This is a genomic window from Actinocorallia libanotica, from assembly GCF_039525175.1.
GTDB lineage: Bacteria > Actinomycetota > Actinomycetes > Streptosporangiales > Streptosporangiaceae > Actinocorallia > Actinocorallia libanotica.
The window spans coordinates 30,745-53,381 of the sequence record NZ_BAAAHH010000012.1 but is presented as its reverse complement, the minus strand read 5'-3'; the positions used below and the strand labels follow the sequence as shown (position 1 = coordinate 53,381).

At 74.7% G+C, this 22,637-nt stretch carries 18 protein-coding genes and 1 pseudogene; 14 read left to right on the top strand and 5 right to left on the bottom strand.

Features of this window, described 5'->3' with window-relative positions; translation table 11 throughout:
• The first annotated feature begins 2 nt into the window (after positions 1 to 2).
• The 13 genes and pseudogenes from ABD140_RS16600 (at position 3) to ABD140_RS16545 (ending at position 15,141) form a co-directional block, all read left to right on the top strand.
• The gene (locus ABD140_RS16600; RefSeq protein ID WP_344241729.1) at positions 3 to 3,164 is read left to right on the top strand and encodes a type I polyketide synthase; all 3,162 of its coding nucleotides are present in this window, start codon (positions 3 to 5) and stop codon (positions 3,162 to 3,164) included.
• Positions 3,161 to 5,047 (top strand): HAD-IIIC family phosphatase, encoded by a 1,887-nt coding sequence (locus tag ABD140_RS16595; RefSeq protein ID WP_344241727.1) that lies wholly within the window; start codon positions 3,161 to 3,163, stop codon positions 5,045 to 5,047. Before ABD140_RS16600 ends, ABD140_RS16595 begins: the two co-directional genes overlap by 4 nt.
• Positions 5,048 to 5,109: 62 nt before the next feature.
• A complete protein-coding gene (locus tag ABD140_RS16590; protein ID WP_344241725.1) occupies positions 5,110 to 6,096 on the top strand; it encodes an LLM class flavin-dependent oxidoreductase in 987 nt (328 codons plus the stop codon).
• A gap of 85 nt (positions 6,097 to 6,181) precedes the next feature.
• Positions 6,182 to 7,828, top strand: a complete 1,647-nt coding sequence (locus tag ABD140_RS16585) for an ABC transporter substrate-binding protein (RefSeq protein ID WP_344241723.1) — start codon at positions 6,182 to 6,184, stop codon at positions 7,826 to 7,828.
• Entirely contained in the window at positions 7,813 to 8,796 is a 984-nt protein-coding gene (locus ABD140_RS16580) for an ABC transporter permease (protein ID WP_344241721.1), read from the top strand. Before ABD140_RS16585 ends, ABD140_RS16580 begins: the two co-directional genes overlap by 16 nt.
• Complete coding sequence (locus ABD140_RS16575; RefSeq protein WP_344241719.1) at positions 8,793 to 9,599, top strand: ABC transporter permease; 807 nt, start codon at positions 8,793 to 8,795, stop codon at positions 9,597 to 9,599. Before ABD140_RS16580 ends, ABD140_RS16575 begins: the two co-directional genes overlap by 4 nt.
• Positions 9,596 to 11,161, top strand: coding sequence for a dipeptide ABC transporter ATP-binding protein (locus tag ABD140_RS16570; protein ID WP_344241717.1), 1,566 nt, complete (start codon positions 9,596 to 9,598; stop codon positions 11,159 to 11,161). Before ABD140_RS16575 ends, ABD140_RS16570 begins: the two co-directional genes overlap by 4 nt.
• Complete coding sequence (locus ABD140_RS16565; RefSeq protein ID WP_344241715.1) at positions 11,158 to 12,345, top strand: cytochrome P450; 1,188 nt, start codon at positions 11,158 to 11,160, stop codon at positions 12,343 to 12,345. Before ABD140_RS16570 ends, ABD140_RS16565 begins: the two co-directional genes overlap by 4 nt.
• A gap of 5 nt (positions 12,346 to 12,350) precedes the next feature.
• Entirely contained in the window at positions 12,351 to 12,551 is a 201-nt protein-coding gene (locus ABD140_RS16560) for a ferredoxin (protein WP_344241713.1), read from the top strand.
• Positions 12,544 to 13,041: pseudogene (locus tag ABD140_RS40135) on the top strand (acyltransferase family protein); the annotation flags it as partial. The gene ABD140_RS16560 and the pseudogene ABD140_RS40135, both read left to right, overlap by 8 nt.
• Before the next feature lie 103 nt (positions 13,042 to 13,144).
• A complete protein-coding gene (locus tag ABD140_RS16555) occupies positions 13,145 to 13,702 on the top strand; it encodes an acyltransferase family protein (RefSeq protein ID WP_344241711.1) in 558 nt (185 codons plus the stop codon).
• A 12-nt stretch (positions 13,703 to 13,714) separates the two neighbouring features.
• Entirely contained in the window at positions 13,715 to 14,947 is a 1,233-nt protein-coding gene (locus tag ABD140_RS16550; protein WP_344241708.1) for a cytochrome P450, read from the top strand.
• Complete coding sequence (locus ABD140_RS16545) at positions 14,944 to 15,141, top strand: ferredoxin (protein ID WP_344241706.1); 198 nt, start codon at positions 14,944 to 14,946, stop codon at positions 15,139 to 15,141. The genes ABD140_RS16550 and ABD140_RS16545 overlap by 4 nt, the downstream gene beginning before the upstream one ends.
• A 59-nt stretch (positions 15,142 to 15,200) precedes the next feature.
• Here the strand turns inward: ABD140_RS16545 and ABD140_RS16540 are convergent, their stop codons facing one another.
• The 4 genes from ABD140_RS16540 to ABD140_RS16525 form a co-directional block, all read right to left on the bottom strand.
• On the bottom strand, positions 15,201 to 16,199 hold the full coding sequence (locus ABD140_RS16540; protein WP_344241704.1) for an aldo/keto reductase: 999 nt from the start codon (positions 16,197 to 16,199) through the stop codon (positions 15,201 to 15,203).
• Between the two features lie 2 nt (positions 16,200 to 16,201).
• Positions 16,202 to 16,693: an allene oxide cyclase barrel-like domain-containing protein gene (locus ABD140_RS16535; RefSeq protein ID WP_344241702.1), complete on the bottom strand. Its 492-nt coding sequence runs from the start codon at positions 16,691 to 16,693 to the stop codon at positions 16,202 to 16,204.
• An 87-nt stretch (positions 16,694 to 16,780) separates the two neighbouring features.
• Complete coding sequence (locus ABD140_RS16530; protein ID WP_344241700.1) at positions 16,781 to 19,498, bottom strand: LuxR C-terminal-related transcriptional regulator; 2,718 nt, start codon at positions 19,496 to 19,498, stop codon at positions 16,781 to 16,783.
• Between the two features lie 99 nt (positions 19,499 to 19,597).
• Positions 19,598 to 20,185, bottom strand: coding sequence for a TetR/AcrR family transcriptional regulator (locus ABD140_RS16525; protein ID WP_344241698.1), 588 nt, complete (start codon positions 20,183 to 20,185; stop codon positions 19,598 to 19,600).
• A gap of 97 nt (positions 20,186 to 20,282) precedes the next feature.
• Here ABD140_RS16525 and ABD140_RS16520 point away from each other — a divergent pair, with 97 nt between their 5' ends.
• A complete protein-coding gene (locus ABD140_RS16520) occupies positions 20,283 to 21,737 on the top strand; it encodes an MFS transporter (protein WP_344241696.1) in 1,455 nt (484 codons plus the stop codon).
• A gap of 61 nt (positions 21,738 to 21,798) precedes the next feature.
• On the opposite strand, the gene ABD140_RS16515 is transcribed toward ABD140_RS16520, so the two are convergent.
• Entirely contained in the window at positions 21,799 to 22,578 is a 780-nt protein-coding gene (locus ABD140_RS16515; protein ID WP_344241694.1) for an AfsR/SARP family transcriptional regulator, read from the bottom strand.
• Between the last annotated feature and the right edge of the window lie 59 nt (positions 22,579 to 22,637).

Sequence of the window (22,637 nt, the reverse complement as noted above, 5' to 3'; positions counted from 1 at the left end):
CCATGGCCGACGAGAAGAAACTGGTCGAATACCTCCGCTGGACGACCGACGAGCTGTCCCGGGTCAAGCGGGAGCTCGCCGCGCTCACCGACCCCGACCCCATCGTGGTCGTGTCGGCGGCCTGCCGCTTCCCCGGCGGCGTCGGCTCGCCCGAGGACCTGTGGCGGGCCGTCGCCGAAGAGGCCGACGCGATCGGCGCCCCGCCCACCGACCGGCCCTGGGACCATCCGGCGCCCGGCGGGTTCCTGCCCGGCGCCGGGGACTTCGACGCGGCGTTCTTCGGGGTCTCGCCCCGCGAGGCCGAGGCGATGGACCCCCAGCACCGCCAGCTCCTGGAGCTGACCTGGGAGGCGCTGGAGCGGGCCGGGATCCTCCCGGCGTCGCTGCGCGGCAGCCGCACCGGGGTGTTCGCCGGTGTCATCTACCAGGACTACGCCCCGCCCGTCGGCGCCGCCCCGCCGGGCCTGGACGGCTACCTGATGACGGGCAACGCCGCCAGCATCGCCTCGGGACGCATCTCCTACACCCTGGGCTTCGAGGGCCCGGCGCTGACCGTCGACACCGCCTGCTCCTCCTCGCTGGTGGCCGTCCACCTGGCCGCCGAGTCGCTGCGCCGCCGCGAGTGCGATCTGGCGCTGGCGGGCGGCGTCACCGTCATGGCCACCTCACGGGTGTTCACCGAGTTCGCGTTGCAGGGCGGCCTCGCCCCCGACGGGCGCTGCAAGGCGTTCTCCGCCGACGCCGACGGCACCGGTTTCGGCGAGGGCGCCGGCCTGCTGGTCCTGGAGCGGCTGAGCGACGCCGTCCGGCAGGGGCATCCGGTGCTGGCGCTGGTGCGCGGCTCGGCCGTCAACCAGGACGGCGCGAGCAACGGGCTCACCGCGCCCAGCGGCACGGCCCAGCGCAAGGTCATCGAGGCGGCGCTGCGCGCGGCCGGCCTGCGGCCCGCCGACGTGGACGCCGTGGAGGCGCACGGCACCGGGACCCGGCTCGGCGACCCCATCGAGGCCGGGGCGCTGATCGCCGCCTACGGCGAGCCGCGCGGCGACGCCCCGCCCCTGCTGGTCGGCTCGGTGAAGTCCAACCTCGGACACACCCAGGCCGCCGCCGGCGTCGCGGGCGTCATCAAGATGGTGGAGGCACTGCGCCGCGGCGTGCTGCCCGCCACCCTGCACGCGCAGCACCACTCGGAGCTGGTGGACTGGACGGGCGGCGGCGTGGAGATCGCGGACCGGGCCCGGCGGTGGCCCCGGACGGGCCGCCCCCGGCGGGCGGGCGTCTCCTCGTTCGGCATCAGCGGCACCAACGCCCACGTCATCCTGGAACAGGCGCCCGCCACCCCGGAACAGGAGCGAACCCCGGAGCGGGAGGCCTCGGGGGAGCGGCCGGTGCCGTGGGTGCTGTCCGCGCGGACCCCGCAGGCGCTGCGCGGGCAGGCCGCGCGGCTGCGGGACCTGGCGGCCTCCCGGCCCGGCCTGGACAACGCGGCCGTCGCGCGCGCCCTGGTGGCCGCGCGCACGGCGTTCGGGCACCGGGCCGCGGTGCTCGGCGGGGACGTGCGCGCGCTGGAGGCGCTGGCGGGAGCGGCGCCGGTCGTGGCCGCCCGCCGGGGCCGCAGGGTCGCGTTCGTGTTCGGCGGGCAGGGCACCCAGCGTCCCGGCATGGGAGGCGACCTGTACGCGCGGTATCCGGTGTTCGCCGAGGCCTTCGACGCGGCCTGCGCCGCGTTGGAGCGGGCCGGTGCCGCGGGGCTGAAGGAGCGGGTGCTGGGCGGCGGCGAGGTGGACCGCACCGAGTGGGCGCAGCCCGCGCTGTTCGCCTTCCAGACGGCGCTGCTGCGGCTGGCCGAGAGTTTCGGGTTGCGGGCCGAGGCCGCGCTGGGCCACTCCATCGGGGAGGTCGGCGCCGCCCACGCCGTCGGCGCTCTCACCCTGGAGGACGCCGCCCGGCTCGTCGTCGTGCGCGCCCGTGCGATGCAGGACGCCCGTCAGGACGGCGCGATGGTCTCCCTGCGCGCCGCCGAGGCGGAGGTCGCCGCCGCACTCGGCGAGGCGGGCGGCGGGGCGGGAAGCGAAACAGGCGGTGGTGTCTCGATCGCGGCGGTCAACGGTCCCCGTTCCACCGTGGTCTCCGGTGACGCCGGTGCGGTGCGGGCGCTGGCCTCCCGGCTGCGGGCGCGCGGGGTGCGCACCCGGCCGCTCAAGGTCAGCCACGCCTTCCACTCGGCGCACATGGACGCCGCGCTGCCCGCGCTGGAGCGCCTCGCGGGAACGCTCGCGGTCGCCGAGCCCGCCGCCCTGCTGGTGTCCAACCGCACCGGCCGCGCCGTCTCCCGCGCCGACCTCGCCGCCCCGGACTACTGGCCGTCCCAGGTCCGCTCGCCCGTCCGCTTCCACGACGGCGTGCGGACGCTGCTGGAGGAGGGGATCGACACGTTCGTGGAGATCGGCGCGGACGCCACCGTCAGCGGCCTGCTGGCCGACTGCCTGGCCGGGCAGGCGGCCGGGACGGCGCTGGTCCCGCTGGTCAGGGACGCCGGGAGGGAGGCGGCCTCGGTCGCGCTCGCCGCGGGCCTGGCGCACGCGCACGGCCTGGACGTCGACTGGACGGCCGTGCTCGGCGAGGGTCCGGCGGCCGATCCCGCACTGGTGCCCACCTACGCCTTCGAGCACACCCGCTACTGGCTGGACGCCGCCCCCGCCGCCGCACTGGCCGACCGCACCCTGTGGGAGGCGGTCGAGGCCGACGACCCCGGCGCGTTCACCGAGCTGGTCGGTGACCCCGGCCTCCCCGAAGAAGGCGTGCGGGCCGTCCTGGCGGCCCTGCGCCGCTGGCGCGGCGCGCCACCCGGCCGTCCTGCGCCCGACGCGCCGCCGTCCCCGCCCGGCCTCCCGGAGGAGGACCGGCGGGCGTGGCTGGTCTCCCTGGTCCTGTCGGCCGTCGCCGACGCGCTGGGCCATGCCGAGGGCGGCCTGGACTCCGGCACCGACCTCACCCAGATCGGCATCACCTCCTTCGGCGCGCTGGAGATCGCCGCCCGGCTCTCGGCCGTGCTGGGCGTGGACCTGCCGCCCGGGATCGCCCTGGACCATCCGAGCGCCGACGCCCTGGCCGGCGTGCTGGAGGAGCTGGTCGCCCCGCGCGCCGAGGCGGCGGCCCGGTGAGCGGGCGGGAGCGTTTGCGCGAGCTGCGCCGGTCGGGGCTGCTGGCCGAGCACTACGACGAGGTCGCCGCCCTGCTGGCCGCGATGCCTCCCGAGGAGCGCGCCCGCTCGGCACGGCTGCTGGCCGGTGTGGACGCCGAGGCCGTCGCGCGACGTCACCCGGGGCTGCGGCGCGTCAAGGCGGTGGTCACCGGCCACGGCACCCTGGAGGCGCTGCGGACCGCCCTCACCGGCGAACTGGCCCGCCACGGCCTGCTGCCGGAGGTCGAGCTGACCGGTTACGGCACGTCCGTGGCGGAGCTGGGCGACCCCGGCAGCTCCCTGTACGCCGCCGGGGCGGAGCTGACGGTGTGCGTGCTCGACCACACGGCGGTCCTCGACGAGGTGCCCGTGCCGTTCGACACCGAGGACGTGGCGCGGGTGCTGCGCGAGAAGCTGGCGCTGTGGCGGGACCTGGCCGCGGTGTTCGCCCGCACGAGCGGCGGCACGCTGGTGTTCAACACGATCCCGCTGCCGCGCGCCTGGCAGGTCCGGCTGCTGGACCACCCCTCCCGGGCGCGGCTGGGCGCGTTGTGGCGCGAGGCCAACGCCGGGCTCCTGCGGCTGGGCGAGGACGAGCCGCGCGTGACCGTGCTGGACCTGGACCCGCTGCTGTTCGACGCGCCGGGCCCCCACGACCCGAGGCTGGAGGTCTACGCCGGAACCCACCTGTCGGAGGCCGTGCTGGGTGCCTACGCGGCCGAACTCGCCCACCTGGTCAGGGCGGGCGCCGGGCGCGGCAAGAAGGTGCTGGCGCTCGACCTGGACCACACCCTGTGGGGCGGGGTGCTGGGCGACGACGGGGTGGAGGGCCTGGAGGTGGCGCACACCCCCAGGGGCGAGGCCTTCCGCGCCTTCCAGACCCTGGTCAAGCAGCTGCAGTCGCAGGGCGTGCTGCTGGCGGCGGTCAGCAAGAACGACCCGGAGACCGTCCTGGCCGCGCTGCGCGGGCATCCGGACCTGGTGCTGCGCGAGGAGGACTTCGTGGCGGTGCTGGCCGGGTGGAAGCCCAAGGCCGAGAGCCTGCGGACGCTGGCCGCCGAGCTGAACCTGGGCCTGGACGCGGTGGTGTTCGCCGACGACAGCGCGCACGAGTGCGCGGCGGTGGCAGCAGAGCTGCCGGAGGTGACGGTGCTGCACCTGGCGGGGGATCCGGCCCTGCACGTGCGGACCCTGCTGGCCGACGGCTGGTTCACCGCGACCGGGATCACCTCCGAGGACCGGCGGCGGACCCTGCTGTACCGGCAGGAGTCGGCGCGGGCGGAGTTCCTGTCGGCGGCGGGCTCGGCCGCGGACTTCCTGGCCGGGCTGGGTGTGGAGGTCTCGCTGGCGTCCGCCGGCGAGGCGGATCTGCCGCGGCTGGCCCAGCTGACGCTGCGCACCAACCAGTTCAACCTGACGACCGAGCGCCTGTCGGTGGAGGAGGTGCGGGCCAGGGCCGCCGATCCGGCGCGCCGGGTGCTGGCGATCTCCTCGGCCGACCGGTTCGGCGGCAACGGCGTGGTGGGGGCGCTCTTCCTGCGGGCCGGTCCCGGGCCGGTTTTGGTGGTGGAGAACATGCTGCTGAGCTGCCGTGTCTTCGCGCGGGGCATCGAGCAGGCGTGCCTGTCGGCGGTGCTGGAGGCCGCCCGCGCGGCCGGGTACCGGACGGTCCGCGGGGAGTACCGGCCTACGGCCAAGAACGCCAAGGTCGGCGACCTGTACCCGCACTACGGGTTCACCTCCGCCGAGCCGGGCGAGCACGGCACCGTGCATTTCCATGATCTGGCCTCGGTCGTGGCGGTGCCCGGCCACCTGTCCCTCACCGCGGGGGAGGGGCTCGTGCCGCCGCCGTTGACAACCTGAGGCTGCCTCGACTTGACTGGGCATATCGCTAAAATGAGGCTACCTCAGGATGGAGCGCGCAAGTGGCCCTCTCAATCGACATCTCGGTTCACGACACCGTCCCGGTCTGGCGCGGCGACACCCCCGGCGCCGCCCTGCGCCGCAGCGTGGAGCTGGCCAAGGCGGTGGAGGAGCTGGGGTACCGGCGCTACTGGGTGGCCGAGCACCACGACACCCCCGCGCTGGCGACCTCCGCGCCCGCCGTCCTGGCCGGACCGATCCTGGAGGCCACCCGCACCCTGAGCGTCGGCTCGGGCGCGGTCCTGCTGTCCAACCACGCGCCGCTGGCCGTCGCCGAGCAGTTCGGCGTCCTGGCGAGCCTGTACCCGGGCCGCGTCGACCTCGGCATCGGCCGCGCCGCCGGCGGCTCCCCGCAGGCCGCCGCCCGCCTGGGCGACCCGCGCCGCCGCGACTTCCCCGCCCAGCTCGCCGAACTCGCCGCCTACTTCTCCGGCGGCGACGGCGGCGTGCGCGCCGTGCCCGAACCCCGGACCCCGCCCCGCTTCTGGCTGGTCGGCTCCAGCACCGGCAGCGCCGTCACCGCCGGACGGCTCGGCCTGCCCTACGTGTACGCACACGCCATCGTCCCCGGCGGGGCACCCGAGGCGCTCGCCGCCTACCGCGAGGCCTTCCGGCCCTCGGCCCACTCCAGCGAGCCCCACGGGGGCGTCGCCGCGATCGTGGTGGCCGCCGACAGCGACGAACGCGCCCGCAGCCTGGCCACCGCGTTCGTCTACGGCCAGATCCTGATGCGCACCGTCGACCCCGCCACCGTGCTGCCCACCGAGGCCGAGGCGGCCGACCACCACTTCAACGCCGCCGAGCGGGCGTTCCTGAACCAGCGCATCGACCCGCAGTTCGTCGGCACGCCCGACCGCATCGCCCCCCGCCTGGCCGGGCTGCTCGCCGACACCCGCGCCGACGAGCTGTTCGTCCTCACCCAGGTGCCCGACCACGACGCCCGGGTGCGCTCCTACGAACTGCTCGCCAAGATCGTCTCCTCGCTCTGAGTCCCCGTTCCACCGGTTCAGTACCGCTTTAGCGCCGCACGGCACCGTGAGGGGCGACAGTCGGACCTGAACGGTGAGGACGAGGATGAGCAGACGGTTCACGACGACCAAGCCCGCGGTGGGGGCCGCGGCGACGCTCCTGGCACTGACGCTGGTGTCCGCCTGCTCGCCGGGCGACGGCGGCACCAGCGCGGCACAGGTCCAGCCCCGGGACGGCGGAACGCTCCGGGTGGCGGTGGCCCGCGAACCCGAGTGCCTGGACCCGCACCAGAGCCCCACCGAAGCGGCGCGACTGCTCATCCGCCCCCTCGTGGACTCCCTCGTCTACCAGGACGACAAGGGCGCGATCCACCCGTGGCTGGCCGCCGAGTGGACCGTCTCGGAGGACCGGCGCACCTACACCTTCCAGCTGCGCGACGGCGTCGCCTTCACCGACGGGACCAAGCTCGACGCCGCGGCCGTCGTGGCCAACCTCGACCGCGTCGTCGACCCCGAGACCAAGTCGCTGCTGGCCGGCAGCCTCCTGGCCTCCTACGACTCGGCCAAGGCCACCTCCGCCGACACCGTGGAGGTCAAGCTCGAACAGCCCGACTCCGGCTTCCTGGGCGCGCTGGCCACCCCCAACCTCGGCATCCAGTCACCCGCGACCTTCAAGGGCGACCCCGCCGCCCTGTGCGCCAAGGTCGTCGGCAGCGGACCGTTCCGCAGCGACGGCGGCTTCACCCCGCAGAAGGGCATCGAGTACACCCGCAACAAGGCGTACGCCTGGGGCCCCGAAGGCGCACCCGAGACCCGTAAGCCGCGCCTGGACGCCATCTCCGTGCGGATCGTCCCCGACGACGCCGCCCGCTCGGGCGCGCTGACCAGCGGCCAGGTCGACGCGGCCACCGCCCTGGCCCCGACCGGGCTGCGCGAACTGAAGGACACGCCCGGCTTCACCGTCGCCTCGGCGCCCTTCCCCGGCGCGAACTACAGCTACTGGCCCAACACCGCCTCCGGGACCCTCGCCGACGTCAACGTCCGCAAGGCGCTGCGCGCGGGCATCAACTGGGAGCAGGTCGTCAAGAACGTCTACTTCGGCGTCTACGAACCCGCCAAGGGCGTCCTGTCGCGCACCACCCCCGGCCAGGACGCCTCCCTGGCCCCCGCCTACGCCCACGACCCCGCCGAGGCCGGCCGGCTGCTGGACGAGGCGGGCTGGAAGGAGCGCGACTCCGAGGGCTACCGCACCAAGGACGGTAAGCGCCTGAAGGTCCGCCACCTGTGGTCCGACCCGTCGGTGGAGACGCTCGCCGTCCAGATCCAGGCGTCCGCCAAGGAGATCGGCGTCGAACTGGTGGAGGAGAACCTCGACGGCGGCACCTTCGTGGAGCGGCTCCTGGCCGGCGACTACGAGCTGATCGACACCAACTTCTCCGCACCCGGCCCCGACGTCCTGCGCGTGCTGTTCTCCAAGGACAACATCCCCACCCCCGAGCGCGGCATCGCCAACAACATGGCCCGCTACGACGAGCCGAGCGTGGAGAGCGCCTTCGAGCAGGCGCTCAAGGCCGCCGACCAGGCCGAGCAGCACCGCGTCTACACCACCGTCCAGAAGAAGATCACCGACGACGCCGCGGTGTTCCCCGTCTACTCGCCGCTCTCCAGCCTGGCCGCCCGCTCCGGCGTGGAGGGCGTGGGCTTCACCTCCGACGGGTCGACGGACCTGACCGGCATATGGCTGGCATCCTGAAGACGGTGCCGGCGGGGGCCGAGGCCCCCGCCGGCACCGGCCGGATCGCCCGGCTGGCGGCGGTGCGCCTGGCCGGATCGCTCGCCGTGTTGTGGGGCGCGGTCACCGTGACCTTCCTGGTGGTGCGGGCCGCGCCGGGCGGCACCGCCGACGTCCTGCTGGCCCGCTCGACCGTCTCCCCGGAGATCCGGGCGCAGCTCATCGCCGAGTACCGGCTCGACGACCCGCTGCCGACGCAGTACCTGACCTACCTGGGGCGCCTGGCCCGAGGCGACCTCGGCGACTCCTACGCCCTGCGCAGGCCCGTCGCCGACGTGATCGGCGCGCAGCTGCCCGACACGCTCGTGCTCATCGCCGCGACCCTGGCCCTGACCGTGGCCGGAGCGATCCTGCTGGCCGTCGCCGGGGCGCGGCGCAGGCCCTGGATGCGCGCGGTGTTCGGATCCGCCGAGTCGCTGATGGCGGCGCTGCCGCCCTTCTGGCTCGGCCTGATCCTGCTGAGCGTCTTCTCCTTCACCCTGCACTGGTTCCCGGCCATCGGCGACTCCTCCCCGCGCGGCCTGTTCCTGCCCGCCCTGGCGCTGGCCGCCGGGCCCGTCGCGGTCGTGGCCCAGGTGCTGCGCGAGGGCATGCTGCGCGCCCTGGAGGAGCCGTTCGTGCTGACCGCGCGCACCCGCGGCATCAGCGAGGCGGCGGTGCGGTTCCGGCACGTGCTGCGCCACGGCCTCACCCCGGCCGTGCCGCTGCTGGGCTGGATCACCGGCTCGCTCATCGGCGGCGCGGTCATCGTCGAGATCGTCTTCTCCCGCCAGGGCGTGGGACGGCTCGTGCTCTCGGCGGTGCAGAACAAGGACCTGCCGCTGGTGACCGCCGTCGTGCTGCTGGCCGCGGTGGTGTTCGTCGTGGTCAACATCCTCGTCGACGTCCTGAACTGGCTGATCGACCCCCGGACCAGGGAGGCCACATGAGAATCCGTCCCGGTCTGTGGTGCTCGGCCGCCTTCGTGGCGGTCCTCGTGGCGATGGCGGCCTTCCCGGCGCTGTTCACCGCGGCCGACCCCGACGCCGCCGACCTCCAGGCCACCTTCGCGCCGCCCGGCGGCGCCCACTGGCTGGGCACCGACGAGAACGGCCGCGACCTGTACGCGCGCATCGTCCACGGCGCGCGCCCCTCGCTGCTCATCGGCATCGGCGCGGTCGCGCTGGCGCTGCTGGGCGGCGTCGCCGTCGGCGTGGCCTCGGCCCGGCTCGGGCGGCTGGCCGACCAGGTCATCAGCCGGTCGCTGGAGATCGTCCTGTCGGTGCCGTGGCTGCTGCTGGTGTTCCTCGTCGTGGCCGCGCTCGGCCCCGGCAGCGGGCCCGCGGTGATCGGCCTGGCCATCACCTCGCTGCCCGGCTTCGCCCGCGTCGCCCGCGCCGAGACGATACGGCTGCGCGCCGCGCCGTTCGTCGAGGCCGCCCGCGGCTTCGGCTGGAGCGGCGCCCAGGTGGTGCTGCGCCACGTCCTGCCCAACACGCTCGGGCCCGTGCTGGCGCTGGCGACCGTCTCGCTCGGCGCGATGATCGTGGCCAGCTCCTCGCTGAGCTTCGTCGGCCTGGGCCCCCAGCCGCCGACCGCCGAATGGGGGGCCATGCTCGCCTCCAGCCGCCAGACCCTGTCGGTGGCCTGGTGGCCCGCGGTGTTCCCCGGCGTGGCCATCACCCTGGCCGTGTTGGCCGTCACCGCGCTCGGCCGCGAACTGCACGGCCGCGTCGAGGGGAGGTCGGCGTGAGCGAACCGCTGCTGGACGTCCGCGACCTGACCGTCGACTTCCCGCGCCGCGGCGTGCGGGCCGTGCGGGGCGTGTCCTTCACCGCCGAACGCGGCCGCATCACCGCGATCGTGGGCGAGTCCGGGTCGGGCAAGAGCGTCACCGCCCGCAGCCTCGTCGGCCTCCCCGGCGACGGCGCCGAGGTGCGCGCCGCCGCACTGGACTTCGACGGCATCGACCTCACCGGCCGCCCGCCCTGGCGCGCCCTCCGCGGCAGGCGCATCGGGTTCGTCCTCCAGGACGCCCTGGGCTCGCTCGACCCGCTGCGCCGCGTCGGCGCCGAGGTCGCCGAACCGCTGCGCGAACACCGCGTCGTGCCCTCCCGCCAGATCCGGGAGGAGACCGTGCGGCTGCTGACCGAGGCGGGCATACCCGGAGCCGAGACGCGCGCCCGCCAGTACCCGCACGAGCTCTCCGGCGGCCTGCGCCAGCGCGCCCTCATCGCCTCCGCGCTCGCCGCGCGCCCCGACCTGCTCATCGCCGACGAGCCGACCACCGCCCTGGACGCCACCGTGCAGCGCCAGGTGCTGCGGCTGCTGCGCGAGCGGGCCTCCGAGGGCGTGGCGATCCTGCTGATCACCCATGACCTCGGCGTGGTCGCCGAGATCGCCGACCACGTCCACGTCATGCGCGACGGGGTGTTCGTCGAGGACGGCCCGGCCCACCAGATCCTGGAGTGCCCCCGGCACGCCTACACCCGCGCCCTCGTGGGCGCCGGCGCGCCCCTGGCCCGCTCCCGGCCCGGCGGGCACGCCCGCACCGTGCTGCGCGCCGACGGCCTGGCCAAGCGCTTCACCCTGCCCGGCGGGCGGGCGGTGCCCGCCGTCGACGGCGTCTCCCTCACCCTGAAGGCCGGGGAGACGCTGGGCATCGTGGGGGAGTCCGGGTCGGGCAAGACCACCGTCGGCCGCATGCTCGCGGGCCTGACCCGCCCCGACGCCGGGACCGTGGAGATCGACGGCCGCCGCTGGGACGCCCTGGGCCGCCGCGAGCTGCGCGAGTTCCGCCGCCGCGTCCAGCTGATCTACCAGCACCCGCTGAGCTCGTTCGACCCCCGCTACTCCGTGCGCGCCCTCCTGGAGGAGCCGCTGCGCGCCACCGGGCGGCCCGTCACCGACAAGGCGCTGACCGCCCTGCTGGACCAGGTCGGCCTGCCCGCGGACGTGCTGGCCCGCCGTGCCCGCGAGCTGTCCGGCGGGCAGGCCCAGCGCCTGGCCATCGCCCGCGCCCTGGCGCCCGACCCCGACGTCATCGTCTGCGACGAGCCCGTCTCGGCCCTCGACGCCTCCATCCAGGCCCAGATCCTGGAGCTGCTCGCCGGCATCCAGGACCGCCGCGGCGTCGCCTACGTCTTCGTCTCCCACGACCTGGGCGTCATCCGCAGGCTCAGCGACCGCGTCGCGGTCATGCGCGAGGGCCGCGTCGTGGAGGAAGGCGGGATCGAGCAGGTCTTCCGCAGTCCCGCCCACCCCTACACCCAGGAGCTTCTCGCCGCCATCCCCCGCGAAAGGAGCAAGAAATGACGGAGGCACCCCCCTACCCGCAGAAACGCACCTGCCCCTATGAGCCGCCCGCCGGATACCAGGAGATCGGGGAGCGCGGACCCGTCCTCAAGGTGAGGCTCTTCGACGGGCGGGAGGCCTGGATGGTCACCGGTTACCGGGAGTCCCGCGAGATCCTCACCCATCCGAACCTCTCCTCCCAGCGCACCCATCCGAACTTCCCCATCGTCGCGCCCCGCTTCCGCTCGCAGATCGCCCGGAGCCTGGCGCTCATCGCCATGGACCCCCCGGTCCACGACACCTACCGGCGCTACCTCAACCCGCACTTCAGCCTCAAGGCCGTCCGGCGGATGCGCCCGGAGCTGGAGCGGATCGTCTCCGGCTACGTCGACGACATCCTGGAGCAGGGCCCGCCCGCCGACCTGGTCGCCTCGCTGGCGGTGCCGCTGCCGTCCCTGGTCATCTGCCGCCACCTCGGCGTCCCGTACGCCGACCACGAGTTCTTCCAGGACTCCAGCGGCGCGGTCATGCTCGGCACCGAGGAGGAGTCGGCCAAGGCCGCCCAGGACCTGGTGGACTACATCGACCGGCTCGTGGCCGACCAGGTCAAGAACCCCACCGAGGGGCTGCTGGCCACCCTGGTGCGCGAGCGGGTGCAGACCGGCGACATCGGCCACGACGAGCTGGTGTCCATCGCGCTGGTGCTGCTGATCGCCGCGCACGAGACCACCTCCTCCTCGCTGGCGCTGGGCATCATCACCCTGCTGGAGCACCCCGACCAGCTCGCCCTCCTGCACGCCGACCCCTCGCTGCTGCCCGGCGCGATCGAGGAGCTGCTGCGCTTCATCGCCACCACCGACCTGGTGGCCACCCGCGTGGCCAAGGGCGACATCGACATCGCCGGGCACCGCATCAAGGAAGGCGAGGGCGTGCTGGTCTCGGGCACCCTGGCCAACCGCGACGGCGCCGTCCACACCCGCGCCGACGTGCTGGACCTGCGCCGGGAGAACCCCCACCACGTCACCTTCGGGTTCGGCATCCACCAGTGCCTGGGCCAGAACCTGGCCCGCATCGAACTGGAGGTGGCCTTCCACGAGCTGCTCACCCGCATCCCCGGGATGCGCCTGGCCGTGGACGTGGCCGACCTGCCGATCCTGGGCGCCGGGACCGTCCAGCGGGTCCTCGAACTGCCGGTGGAGTGGTGAGCGGGATGCGGGTGAGCGCCGACCGCGAGTCGTGCATCAGCGCGGGCCGCTGCATGGCGGCCACCTCGGAGGTCTTCGACCAGGACGAGGACGGCCTGGTCCTGGTGCTCGTGGCCGAACCGGCCGGCGAGCAGCGCGCGCACGTGCGCAAAGCCGCCTACTCGTGCCCCGCGGGCGCCATCGAGATCAGGAGCGACGATGTCTGAGCGGCGCCCCGCCTCCCGGGACGGCCGCCTGCCGTCCCTGACCGGCGCGCGGTTCTTCGCCGCGTTCGCGGTCTTCGTCTGCCACGCCCTCGTGCTCGGCTACTTCCACCCCGGCACCCAGGCGCGGCTGAGCGACGCGGCCTTCAGCCTGGGCTGGCTGGGCGTGGAGTTCTTCTTCGTGCTCAGCGGCTTCGTCCTCACCTGGTCCTTCCGCGAGGGCGGGGCGGCCACCTCCTTCTGGCGCCGCCGCCTGGCCAAGGTCTACCCCAACCACGTGGCGACCTGGCTGGCCGCGCTCGGCCTGGCGGTGTGGGCCGGGCACGCGGTGGACCTGGGGAACCTGCTGCCGAGCCTGTTCCTGGTGCACACCTGGCTGCCGCGCGGCGAGTTCATCCTGACGGTCAACGTCGTCACCTGGTCGCTGGCGTGCGAGCTGTTCTTCTACCTGGCCTTCCCCTTCCTGTACGCGCTGCTGCGGCGCATCCCCGAGCACCGGCTGTGGCACGCCGCGGGCGCCGTCACCGCCGTCATCCTCCTGCTGCCCGCCGCCGCCCTGCTGGGTGCCCGGTGCGCCGCAGCTGCCCGGCCAGGAGATGTCGCTGACCCAGAACTGGTTCCTGGTGTCCTTCCCGCCGGTGCGGACCCTGGACTTCGTCCTGGGCATCCTGGCCGCGCGCATCGTGCTGTCCGGCCGGTGGATCGGCCTGCCCGTCCCGGCCGCGCTGGGTCTCCTGGCCGCCGGGTTCGCCGCCCAGGTCGCCCTGTGGCCCACGGTGTACGGGCTGACCGCCACGATCGTCGCCCCGGTCGCGCTGGTGATCACGGCGATCGCCGCCGCCGACCTGCGAGGAGCGCCCTCCCTCCTGCGCTCGGGGCCCCTGCGGTTCCTGGGCGAGATCTCCTTCGCCTCCTATCTCGTGCACTTCCTGGTGCTGAGCTTCGCCCACATCCCGCTGGGCGCCGCCCGCTCCTGGGACGCCCCCGCCGCCACGGTGATCATCGCCGCGCTGTTCGGGGCGACCACCCTGCTGTCGTGGGGGCTGCACCGGCTGGTGGAGGTCCCCGCCATGCGGCGCTGGTCGCGACCCGCCGCGGACACACCCGCTCCCGCACCCGCACCCGCTCCGGCCCCCGTCATCGAACCAACCTGAGGAGGCTCTGGGATGACGACCGAACAGCTCTTCTCCTATCCGCAGGACCGTACCTGCCCCTACCAGCCCTCACCCGGCTACCAGACGCTCAGCGAAGAGGGCCCCCTGCACCGGGTCGGCCTCTTCGACGGCCGCTGGCTGTGGATGGTCACCGGCCACTCCCTGGGCCGCAAGCTCCTGGCCCACCCGCGCATGTCGGCCGACCGCTCCCGCGACGACTTCCCCGTGGTGCTGCCCCGCCTGGACGCCCCCGTCTTCAAGCCGATCGCCATCATCGGCTTCGACCCGCCCGTCCACGACGTCCACCGGCGGATGCTCGCGCCCGACTTCAGCCTCAAGCGGGTACGGGAGCTGCGCGGGGAGACCCTGGAGCTGACCGCCCGCCTGGCCGACGGCATGCTCCGCAAGGGCCCGCCCGCCGACCTGGTCGCCGACTACGCCCTGCCCATCCCCTCCATGGTCACCTCCCAGCTCCTGGGCGTCCCGTACGCCGACCACGAGTTCTTCGAGCAGAAGACCGTCGACCTGCTCCAGGCCGCCAGCGCCGAGGCCGCCGAGGCCGCGGGCCGGGCGCTGTGGGACTACCTGGACGAGCTGATCACCTCCGAAGAACGCCACCCCACCGGCGCCGGCACCATCGGCCGGCTCGTGCCGCTGATCGACGGCCGCGACCTCACCCGCGAGGACCTGGTGCGCATCGCCCTGGCCCTGCTGCTGGGCGGCCACGACACCACCTCCCAGATGCTCGCCCTGGCCGTCGTCACCCTGCTGGAGCACCCCGACCAGCTCGCCGCCCTGCGCGCCGACCCCCGGGCGCTGCCCGCCGCCATCGACGAGCTGCTGCGGATGGTCTCGGTCACCGACGTGTCGGGCGTGCGCGTGGCGCTGGAGGACATCGAGGTCGACGGTCACCTCATCCGCGCAGGCGAGGGCGTGCTGGTCTCCTCCTCGGCCGCCAACCGCGACCCGTCGGTCTACCACGACCCCTACACCTTCGACATCCACCGCACCCGGGGAGGCAGCGCCGCGGCGGGCCGCCAGCACCTGACGTTCGGGTTCGGCATCCACCAGTGCCTGGGCCAGAACCTGGCGCGCATGGAGCTGGAGGTCGGCCTCCAGGTGCTGTTCGAGAGGATCCCCGACCTGCGGCTGGCGGTTCCCTACGCGGAGCTGGCCGTGCGCAGCGGCGGAACGATGCAGGGCGTGCACCGGCTGCCCGTGGAGTGGTCAGGAGAGGGACGATGAAGGCGATCGCGGACCGCAGCCGCTGCATGGCCGCCGGGCACTGCGCCGTGACGGCCCCGGCCGTCTTCGGCAACGGCGACGACGGCCTGGTGACCGTCGTGGACGCCGAACCGGGGGCCGAGCACCGGGAGGAGGTCCTGCTGGCCCTGCGGCTGTGCCCCTCCGGGGCGATCAGCGCGCTCCTGGACGGATGAGAAGCCGACCGGCCCCGGCACGCTCGCGCGCCGGGGCCGGTCGTCGAGGGTGCGGGCCCTCAGCTCTCGATGTAGGCCATGCTCTGCTCGTTCCAGCGCGCCCCGTGGACGGCCTCGGCCGGGACGGCCTCCTCGACCGCCGCGAGCTCGGCGGGGGACAGGACGAGGAACGCCGCGTCGGCGTTCTCCTCCAGGTGCCCCCTGCCGCGGGTCCCCGGGATGGGGACGACGTCGGCTCCCCGGTGGTGCAGCCAGGCCAGGGCGAGCTGGGCGGGGGTCAGGCGCAGCTCGGCGGCGAGCGCGCCCAGCGCGTCGGCCAGCGGCAGGTTGCGGGCGAGGTTGTCGGGGGCGAAGCGCGGCAGCCCGAACCGCCGGAAGTCGCCCTCCTCCAGGCCGTCGGCCGAGCGGACGGCCCCGCTGAGGAAGCCGCGCCCCAGCGGAGCGTACGGGACGATCGCGATGCCCAGCTCGCGGCAGACCGGCACGATCTCCCGCTCCAGGTCGCGCGACCACAACGACCACTCGCTCTGCAGCACGGCGATCGGCGCGACCGCCGCCGCCCGGCGCAGGGTCGCCGCGCCGGCCTCGCACAACCCGATCTCCCGGACCTTGCCCTGGGCCACCAGCTCGGCCAGCGCGCCCACGGTCTCCTCGATGCCCACCTGCGGGTCGACGCGGGTCAGGTAGAGCAGGTCGATGTGGTCCACGCCCAGCCTGCGCAGCGAGGCCTCGCAACTGGCCCGCACATGGGCGGCGTCCCCGCGGATCCCCGAGCCGACCCCGGGGCCGGGCCGCACCACCCCGAACTTGGTGGCGATGACGGCCTCGTCGCGCCGTCCGGCCACGGCGCGGCCCAGGAGCTCCTCGCCCGCGCCGTGGCCGTAGACGTCGGCGGTGTCCAGCAGGGACACCCCCAGGTCCAGGGCGCGGGCGAGGGTGCGCCGCGCCTCCTGCTCGTCGGTGGGCCCGTAGAACTCCGCCATGCCCAGGCAGCCGAGCCCCTGGGCGCCGACGGTCAGCGAGCCGATCTTGCGGGTGGGCAGTCTCGTCAACGTCATGATCAGGCCAGGTAGAGGACGATCGCGGACTCATAGACGGTGTGCGCGTCCTGCGCGGACGGGCGGAACTGCCGGTAGCCGATCGCGCCGGCCAGCGGCCCCTCCACGACCGCGGCGGGGAACGTGGCGAACTCGCCCTCGGTCAGGCGCGCGTCGTCCACCAGGCCGCCCGCGCGCACGACGTTGCCGTCCAGCAGCTCGATGCGCTCGCCGAAGTAGGCGATGAAGTGCCCGTCGTGCTCCTGGCGGTAGAGCATGCGGCCCGCGCCGGAGGTGCGGCCCAGCAGCCCGCCGTCCGGGCCGAAGATCTCCAGGTCGACGGTGGCGAAGTCATCGACGGTGGGGGTGCGGCCGGTCGGGTCGGGGTTGGTGGACTCGTACCGCACGACCTTCTCGGTGAGGTCGCGCAGGATCAGCGACCGGCCCGGCAGGGCCAGCCCTCCCACCTTCGCGTCGGTCGTCTCGGGCGGCAGGAAAGTTGCGTCCACCGTCATTGGGCCGGCCTCCTCGGCGCGCCGGGCCGCCCGCTGCCCGGGCGCCCCTGGGAAGAACGACGCTACGGACCGGCGCTCAAGCCGTTCTTAAAGCAGGGCGCGCTGCACCGCCAGGGTCAGCTGGACGCGGGAGGCCACGCCGGTCTTGCGGTAGACGCGGGTGAGGTGCACGTCCACGGTGCGGGCGCTGATGGCCAGCCGCTCGGCGATCTCGCTGCGCTTCATGCCCGAGCACAGCAGCATGGCCACCTCGCGTTCGCGGGCGGTCAGCTGGCCGAAGACGTCGAGTTCGGCGATGCCGGCGGCGGGCCCGGTGGACGCGCCGAGCAGGCCGTCGATCCAGGCGGTCAGAGTCTGGGCGCCGGCCCTGCGTGCCAGTTCCCCGGCCAGGTCGGCCAGGCCGCGGGCGCGCTCGGCGCGGCCGAGTTCGGCGTGGACGCGGGCGGCGTGCCCCAGCGCGTAGGCCTGGATGACGGCCATGCCCGCCTCGGCGAACAGCGCGGTGGCGTCCTGGTAGTGGCGGGCGGCCTCGACGAGCGCGCCCTGGGAGCGGTGCAGGTGGCCCTGGATGAGGGTGTCGTAGGCGCGGTCGGGCGGGGTGGCGTGGCGCCGGGCGTGCTCGTGGCTGAGGTGCGCCCAGTCGTCCAGGGGCAGCCCGGCGTCCATGCCGGCGGCGCACAGCAGCTCCCGGACGGCGCTGTGCTGGTTGGTGGGGATGGCGGCCAGGCGGCGGCCGCGGCCCTCGTTGAGCAGGAGCGCGATGCAGTGCCGGGGGTCGCCTTCCAGCCAGGCGTCCTGGGCCAGGACGAGGGCGGCCTGGGCGGCGCTGCCGTTGACGCGGGTGGGGGAGGGCGCCTGCTGGGCCAGTGCCTGGCGGGCGAGCCCGCGGGCGCGGCCGCTGCCGGGCGGCTGGGCCCACAGCTCGGCGGCGGCCTTGAGCGCCACGGCCTGGGACAGCCGCAGGGGGGTGCCCGAGCTCGACTCGATGATGGCGGCGTCGGCCGAGGCGCGGGCTTTCTCCAGCAGGCCCAGGTGGCGTTCGGATTCGCTCAGCAGCACCAGCAGGGTGGGCAGCAGGTAGGTGTGACGGCGGCGCCGGGCGATGGCGAGGCCGCGCTGGAGGTGGCGGCGGGCGTCGGTGAAGCGGCCCAGGTAGATGTGGGCGATCGCCACGGCGCACAGGGCGTCCAGGCCGCGGGCGAGCTGGTGCTCGGGCGTGCGGTCCAGCAGCTCGCCCGACCGGCATGCCGCCTCGTCGGCGGCGGTGAGGCCGCCGTCGGCGAGTTCGGCCAGGGCCCGCAGGGCCAGCAGTCCGGCGCGGGCGGGCCCGGCGTGCCCGGCCTGCAGCGCGGCGTCGAGTTCGCCGTGCTCCACGGGGCGGCCCTGCATGGTCTGGCGGAAACCCCGGGCGAACGCCAGGCGCGGCCACAGGGGGGTGTCGCGCAGCTCGGGCAGCGCCAGGTACTCCTCCAGGAGGTCGACGGTCTGCTGGTCCTGGCTGAGCACGGCCTCCACGCCGGAGACGAAGGCGACCTCCTCGGCGCGTTCGGCGGCATCGGGGCCCGGCTTGTCCGGCGAGGCGGCCTCGTGGACGACGAACAGCAGGTTGCGGCTCTCGTCCAGGCGGCCGACGCGCCCGAACGCCGAGCACAGGGCCAGCCGGACGCGCAGTCCCGCCTCGCTGGAGTGCGGGGTCTCGGCCAGCAGGGGGGTCAGCAGGTAGATGGACTCCGAGACGTCGCTCTCCATGAGCTCCCGGGCGGCGGCGATGATGCGGGTGAGTTCGCCCTGGCGGGTGCCCGAGGGGGAGCTGGCCAGGTGGAAGCCCAGCTGCACGCCCTGGCCGCGGGCCGACAGGCGGCGGATGGCGCGCTGGTGGGCGCGCGCGGCCCAGCCGGGGTCGATGGCGCGGCGCAGCAGGGTGCCGAAGACCTCGTCGCGGATGGAGAAGAGGGTGTCGACGGGCTGCTCGGCGCGCACCAGGTCCCGGCGCAGGAGGTTGTGGACGGCGGCGGAGGCCACGACGACGTCCAGCGCGGCGACCTCGGCCAGCAGCTCGACGTCGAAGCGGGAGCGCAGGACGGCCGCGGCGTGCAGGACGTGCCGCTCGTGCGGGGTGAGGTCGCGGACCTCCTGGGAGACGGCGAGCTCGAAGGGGGTGGCGGGGGAGTCGGCGCCGGCGCGCTCGTCCTGTTCCAGGGCCTGCAGGGCGCGCAGGGCGAAGGGGTTGCCGCCGCTGCGGCGGCGCAGCTCGTAGGAGGCCGAGGGGCCGAAGGCGGTGAGCATCTCGTGGTCGCTGAGGGGGGCCAGGTCGATGAGCTCGGTGCGGCCGAAGGCGGCGGTGAGGCCGAGCGCCTCGGCCAGCTCCGGCGGGGTCTGGCGGGGCCGCAGGGTGACCACGAGGTCGACCAGGGGGGCGGGGGTGCCGCCGGAGAAGGTGATGAGCTCGCTGACGGTGCGCTCGTCGGCGAGGTGGACGTCCTCGAGCACGACGAGCTCGCGGTCGGGGCGGCGCCGCTCGCGCACGAGGCCGACGACCTCCTCTCCCTCCTCGCCGCAGGGGCGGCGGGCCTGGCGCAGCAGCGCGCGGACGGCGTCGATGGCGGTCCGGGCGCGTTCGCCGCGCGTGCACCGGTAGGAGGTGGCGGGCAGCGCGGTCCACTGGCGCTCCTGGACGAGCGCCGACAGCAGGTGGGTCTTGCCGGAGCCGGGGTCGCCGCGCACCGCGATGAGCCGTCCCTCGGTGCCGGGGGTGTAGGTGAGGTCGAGCAGGCGGGCGAGCGCCTCGGACGGACTCAGCGCCATGATCGCTCCCGGCGGTCCCGATGGCATTTCCTATTAAAACGATAGGTTTTGTTTGGCTTTAAGGCGAGCCCCGACCGCCCGCGGCCGGGGTGATCCGGGTCACGCCTCCCGGGTGACGATCCCCTCCAGGACCATCGTCAGGAAGCGCTCGCTGCCGTCGCGGTCGGCCGGGCCGCTCTCGCGCACCCACGCCGCGCCGCTGAGCAGGTCGAACAGCTCGTCGGCGGTGAGGTCGGCCCGCACCCGGCCGGCGCCCTGGGCGGCCTCCAGCAGCCGCGCCCCGCCCTGGTGCATCGCGCTGCATGCCGCGTGGGAGGGGGTGCCCTCGTCGTACATGCTCGCGGTCAGGATGCCGACCAGGCCGCGGAAGGTGCTGAAGTGCCGCACGGCGCGGCCCATCCAGGCCGCCAGCGCCTCCAGCGGGTCGGCCTCGGCGGCCAGCCGGTCGGCCTCGGCGATGAGGTCGGCCAGGCCGTCGCGCGTGGCGGCCTCCACCAGGGACGCCCGGGTGGGGAAGTGGCGGTACAGCGTGCCGATGGCCACCTGCGCCTGCCCGGCGATGTCCTCCAGGGAGGCCTCGGACCCGTCGGTCTCGAAGGCCTTGCGGGCCGCGGCGAGGATCGCGTCGTAGTTGCGGCGGCCGTCGGCGCGCTTGGGCCGCCGGGCGATGTAGGGCTCGTCTGCCATGGTGCTCCCTTGACTACCTGAGGCTGCCTCAGGTTAACTGGACCCGCCTTAACCTGAGGCTGTCTCAGTATATCCGCGCCCTGATCCGGGAGGTTCGATGAGTACGCAAGCCGTGTCCGGGGTGGCCGCCACCCCGGGACGGGGGTGGGCGCTGGCGCTCACCGCGATCGTCGGAGCCGAGTTCATGCTCCAGCTCGACGGCACCATCGTGAACGTCGCACTGCCCTCCCTGCAGTCCGACCTCGGCCTGCCCGTCACCGCGGCCTCCTGGGTGCCCAACGGCTTCCTCCTGGCCTTCGGCGGGCTGCTGCTGCTCGCCGGCCGGCTCGGCGACGTCCTGGGCCACCGCCGCGTCTTCCTGGGCGGCATCGCCCTGGTCGTCGTCGCCTCCCTCATCGCCGGCCTGGCGCCCAACCTGGAGCTCCTCCTGCTCGGCCGCGTCCTGCAGGGAGCCGGCGCCGCCCTGGCCGGGCCCACCGGCCTGGCCCTCATCCCGCTCATCTCCCCCTCCGACCGCCTCCAGCGCTCCTTCGGCCTGTACTCCACCGTCACCGGCCTGGGCGCCTCGGCCGGCATGGTCCTGGGCGGCGTGCTGACCTGGGCGGGGGACTGGCGCTGGAGCCTGCTGGTCAACGTCCCCGTCGGCCTGCTCATCATCGCCGTCGCCGTGCGCGCCCTGGGCCTGACCGACGCCCCCGACGCCCCCGGAGCGACCGGCGCGACCGCCGGGCGCCGCCCCCTGGGCCTGGCCTCCAGCCTGCTGGTCTCGGCCGCGATCCTGGCCGCGGTCTACGGGCTGGTCAACGCCGCCGAGGACGGCTGGGGCGACCCGGTCACCCTGATCGCGCTGGCCGCCGCCGTCGTCCTGGCCGCCGCCCTGGCCGTCGTCGACGGCCGCGCCGCCGACCCGCTCCTGCCGGGGGAGATCTTCGCCGAACGCTCCCGCGCCGGCGCCGCGCTCAACCTGCTGCTGCTCGCCTCGGTCCTGACCGGCTTCCTCATCTACCTCGTCCAGTACCTCCAGGCCGTCCTGGACCTGGACGCGCTGGGCAGCGGACTGGCCATCCTGCCCTTCGGGCTGGCGCTGCTGGTCTCCACCCAGCTGCTCACCAGGTTCGTCTCCGGCGTCGACCTCAAGGTGCGCGCGGTCGCGGGCCTGGTCCCGGTCCTGGCCGGCGTGCTGTGGCTGACCCGCCTGGACGGCGGCAGCGGCTACGCCTCCGGCGTGCTCGGCCCGCTCGTCCTCATGGGGCTGGGCGTCGGCATCGCCATCATCCCGCTCAACATGATCATCCTGACCACCGTCCCCGCCCGGTACGCGGGCGTGACCGCCGGGGTCCTGCAGACCGCGCTCACCATCGGCGGCTCGCTGGGCCTGGCCGTCCTGCTCCTGCCCTTCACCTCCGGGACGGGGGACCCGGCCGAGACCACCTCCGCGGTGTTCACCTGGTCCTCGGGCATCATCGCCGCGACCATCGTGATCGGGCTCCTCTTCTGGTTCGGGCCCGGCGCGCGCCGCGCCGAACCCCGACCCGAACCCCAGGAGCAGTGAAGGACGCCGGGGCCGGGACGCGTGATGCGTCCCGGCCCCGGCGTCTCGGCTCACACCGCGCTCACACCGCGTCGGCCAGCGGCAGGGCGTGCAGGGACTCGCCCTGAAGGATCGCGTTCTGCAACTGGCGCATCGAGATGCGCGGATCCAGCCCCAGCTCCTCGCGGAACACCCGGCGGGCGTCCCGGTAGGCCTCCAGCGCCTCGGCCCGCCGCCCCGAGCGGTACAGCGCCAGCATCAGCTGCTCCCGGAAGGTCTCGTGGAGCGGGCGCTCGCGCACCCAGACCAGCAGGTCCCCGATGACCTCCCGCTCCCGGCCGGTGCGCAGTGAGCAGTCGGCGAGGGCCTCCAGGCACTCCAGGCGCACCTCCTCGGCCCAGCGCGCGAACGCCCCCACGATCTGCCCGTTGGCCTCGCGGGCCAGCACCGGGCCGCGGAACAGCGCGGCTGCCTCCTCGAAGCAGGCGAGCGCCCGCTCCGGATCCCCGGCGGAGGCGGCGCGGCGGCCCCGGGCGTGCAGCTCCTGCAGGCGGGCGGCGTCGATCGCGGCCGGGTCGACGTCCATCACGTAGCCGGCGCCGCGCGTGCCGATGCGCCCCTGGTCCCCGCCCGCCTCCAGCAGGTGCTTGCGCAGCTGGGAGATGTAGACGTGCAGCGCCGCGCGGGCCCGCCGCGGCGGGCCCGACCCCCACAGCTCCTCCATCAGCTCCTCGGTCGAGACCGGCTCGCCGGCCCGGATGAGCAGCGTCGCCAGCAGCGCCCCCACCTTCGGCGCGCTCACCGTGTGCGCCGTCCCGGTCGCGTCCACGATCCGCACGGAACCCAGCAGCTGGAACCCCATGATTCCTCCCCATATCCCGACTATTCAGATAGGAGAAGTTTCATCATGGGAGGCGGCAC

Bases quoted from the DNA above. Each gene is read 5' to 3' on its own strand.
- ABD140_RS16550 (WP_344241708.1), top strand. From the start codon at position 13,715: ATGACGACCGAACAGCTCTTCTCCTATCCGCAGGACCGTACCTGCCCC.
- ABD140_RS16535 (WP_344241702.1), bottom strand. From the start codon at position 16,693: ATGACGGTGGACGCAACTTTCCTGCCGCCCGAGACGACCGACGCGAAG.
- ABD140_RS16565 (WP_344241715.1), top strand. From the start codon at position 11,158: ATGACGGAGGCACCCCCCTACCCGCAGAAACGCACCTGCCCCTATGAG.
- ABD140_RS16545 (WP_344241706.1), top strand. From the start codon at position 14,944: ATGAAGGCGATCGCGGACCGCAGCCGCTGCATGGCCGCCGGGCACTGC.
- ABD140_RS16530 (WP_344241700.1), bottom strand. From the start codon at position 19,498: ATGGCGCTGAGTCCGTCCGAGGCGCTCGCCCGCCTGCTCGACCTCACC.
- ABD140_RS16540 (WP_344241704.1), bottom strand. From the start codon at position 16,199: ATGACGTTGACGAGACTGCCCACCCGCAAGATCGGCTCGCTGACCGTC.
- ABD140_RS16580 (WP_344241721.1), top strand. From the start codon at position 7,813: ATGGCTGGCATCCTGAAGACGGTGCCGGCGGGGGCCGAGGCCCCCGCC.
- ABD140_RS16600 (WP_344241729.1), top strand. From the start codon at position 3: ATGGCCGACGAGAAGAAACTGGTCGAATACCTCCGCTGGACGACCGAC.
- ABD140_RS16515 (WP_344241694.1), bottom strand. From the start codon at position 22,578: ATGGGGTTCCAGCTGCTGGGTTCCGTGCGGATCGTGGACGCGACCGGG.
- ABD140_RS16560 (WP_344241713.1), top strand. From the start codon at position 12,351: ATGCGGGTGAGCGCCGACCGCGAGTCGTGCATCAGCGCGGGCCGCTGC.
- ABD140_RS16575 (WP_344241719.1), top strand. From the start codon at position 8,793: ATGAGAATCCGTCCCGGTCTGTGGTGCTCGGCCGCCTTCGTGGCGGTC.
- ABD140_RS16520 (WP_344241696.1), top strand. From the start codon at position 20,283: ATGAGTACGCAAGCCGTGTCCGGGGTGGCCGCCACCCCGGGACGGGGG.
- ABD140_RS16585 (WP_344241723.1), top strand. From the start codon at position 6,182: ATGAGCAGACGGTTCACGACGACCAAGCCCGCGGTGGGGGCCGCGGCG.
- ABD140_RS16525 (WP_344241698.1), bottom strand. From the start codon at position 20,185: ATGGCAGACGAGCCCTACATCGCCCGGCGGCCCAAGCGCGCCGACGGC.
- ABD140_RS16555 (WP_344241711.1), top strand. From the start codon at position 13,145: ATGTCGCTGACCCAGAACTGGTTCCTGGTGTCCTTCCCGCCGGTGCGG.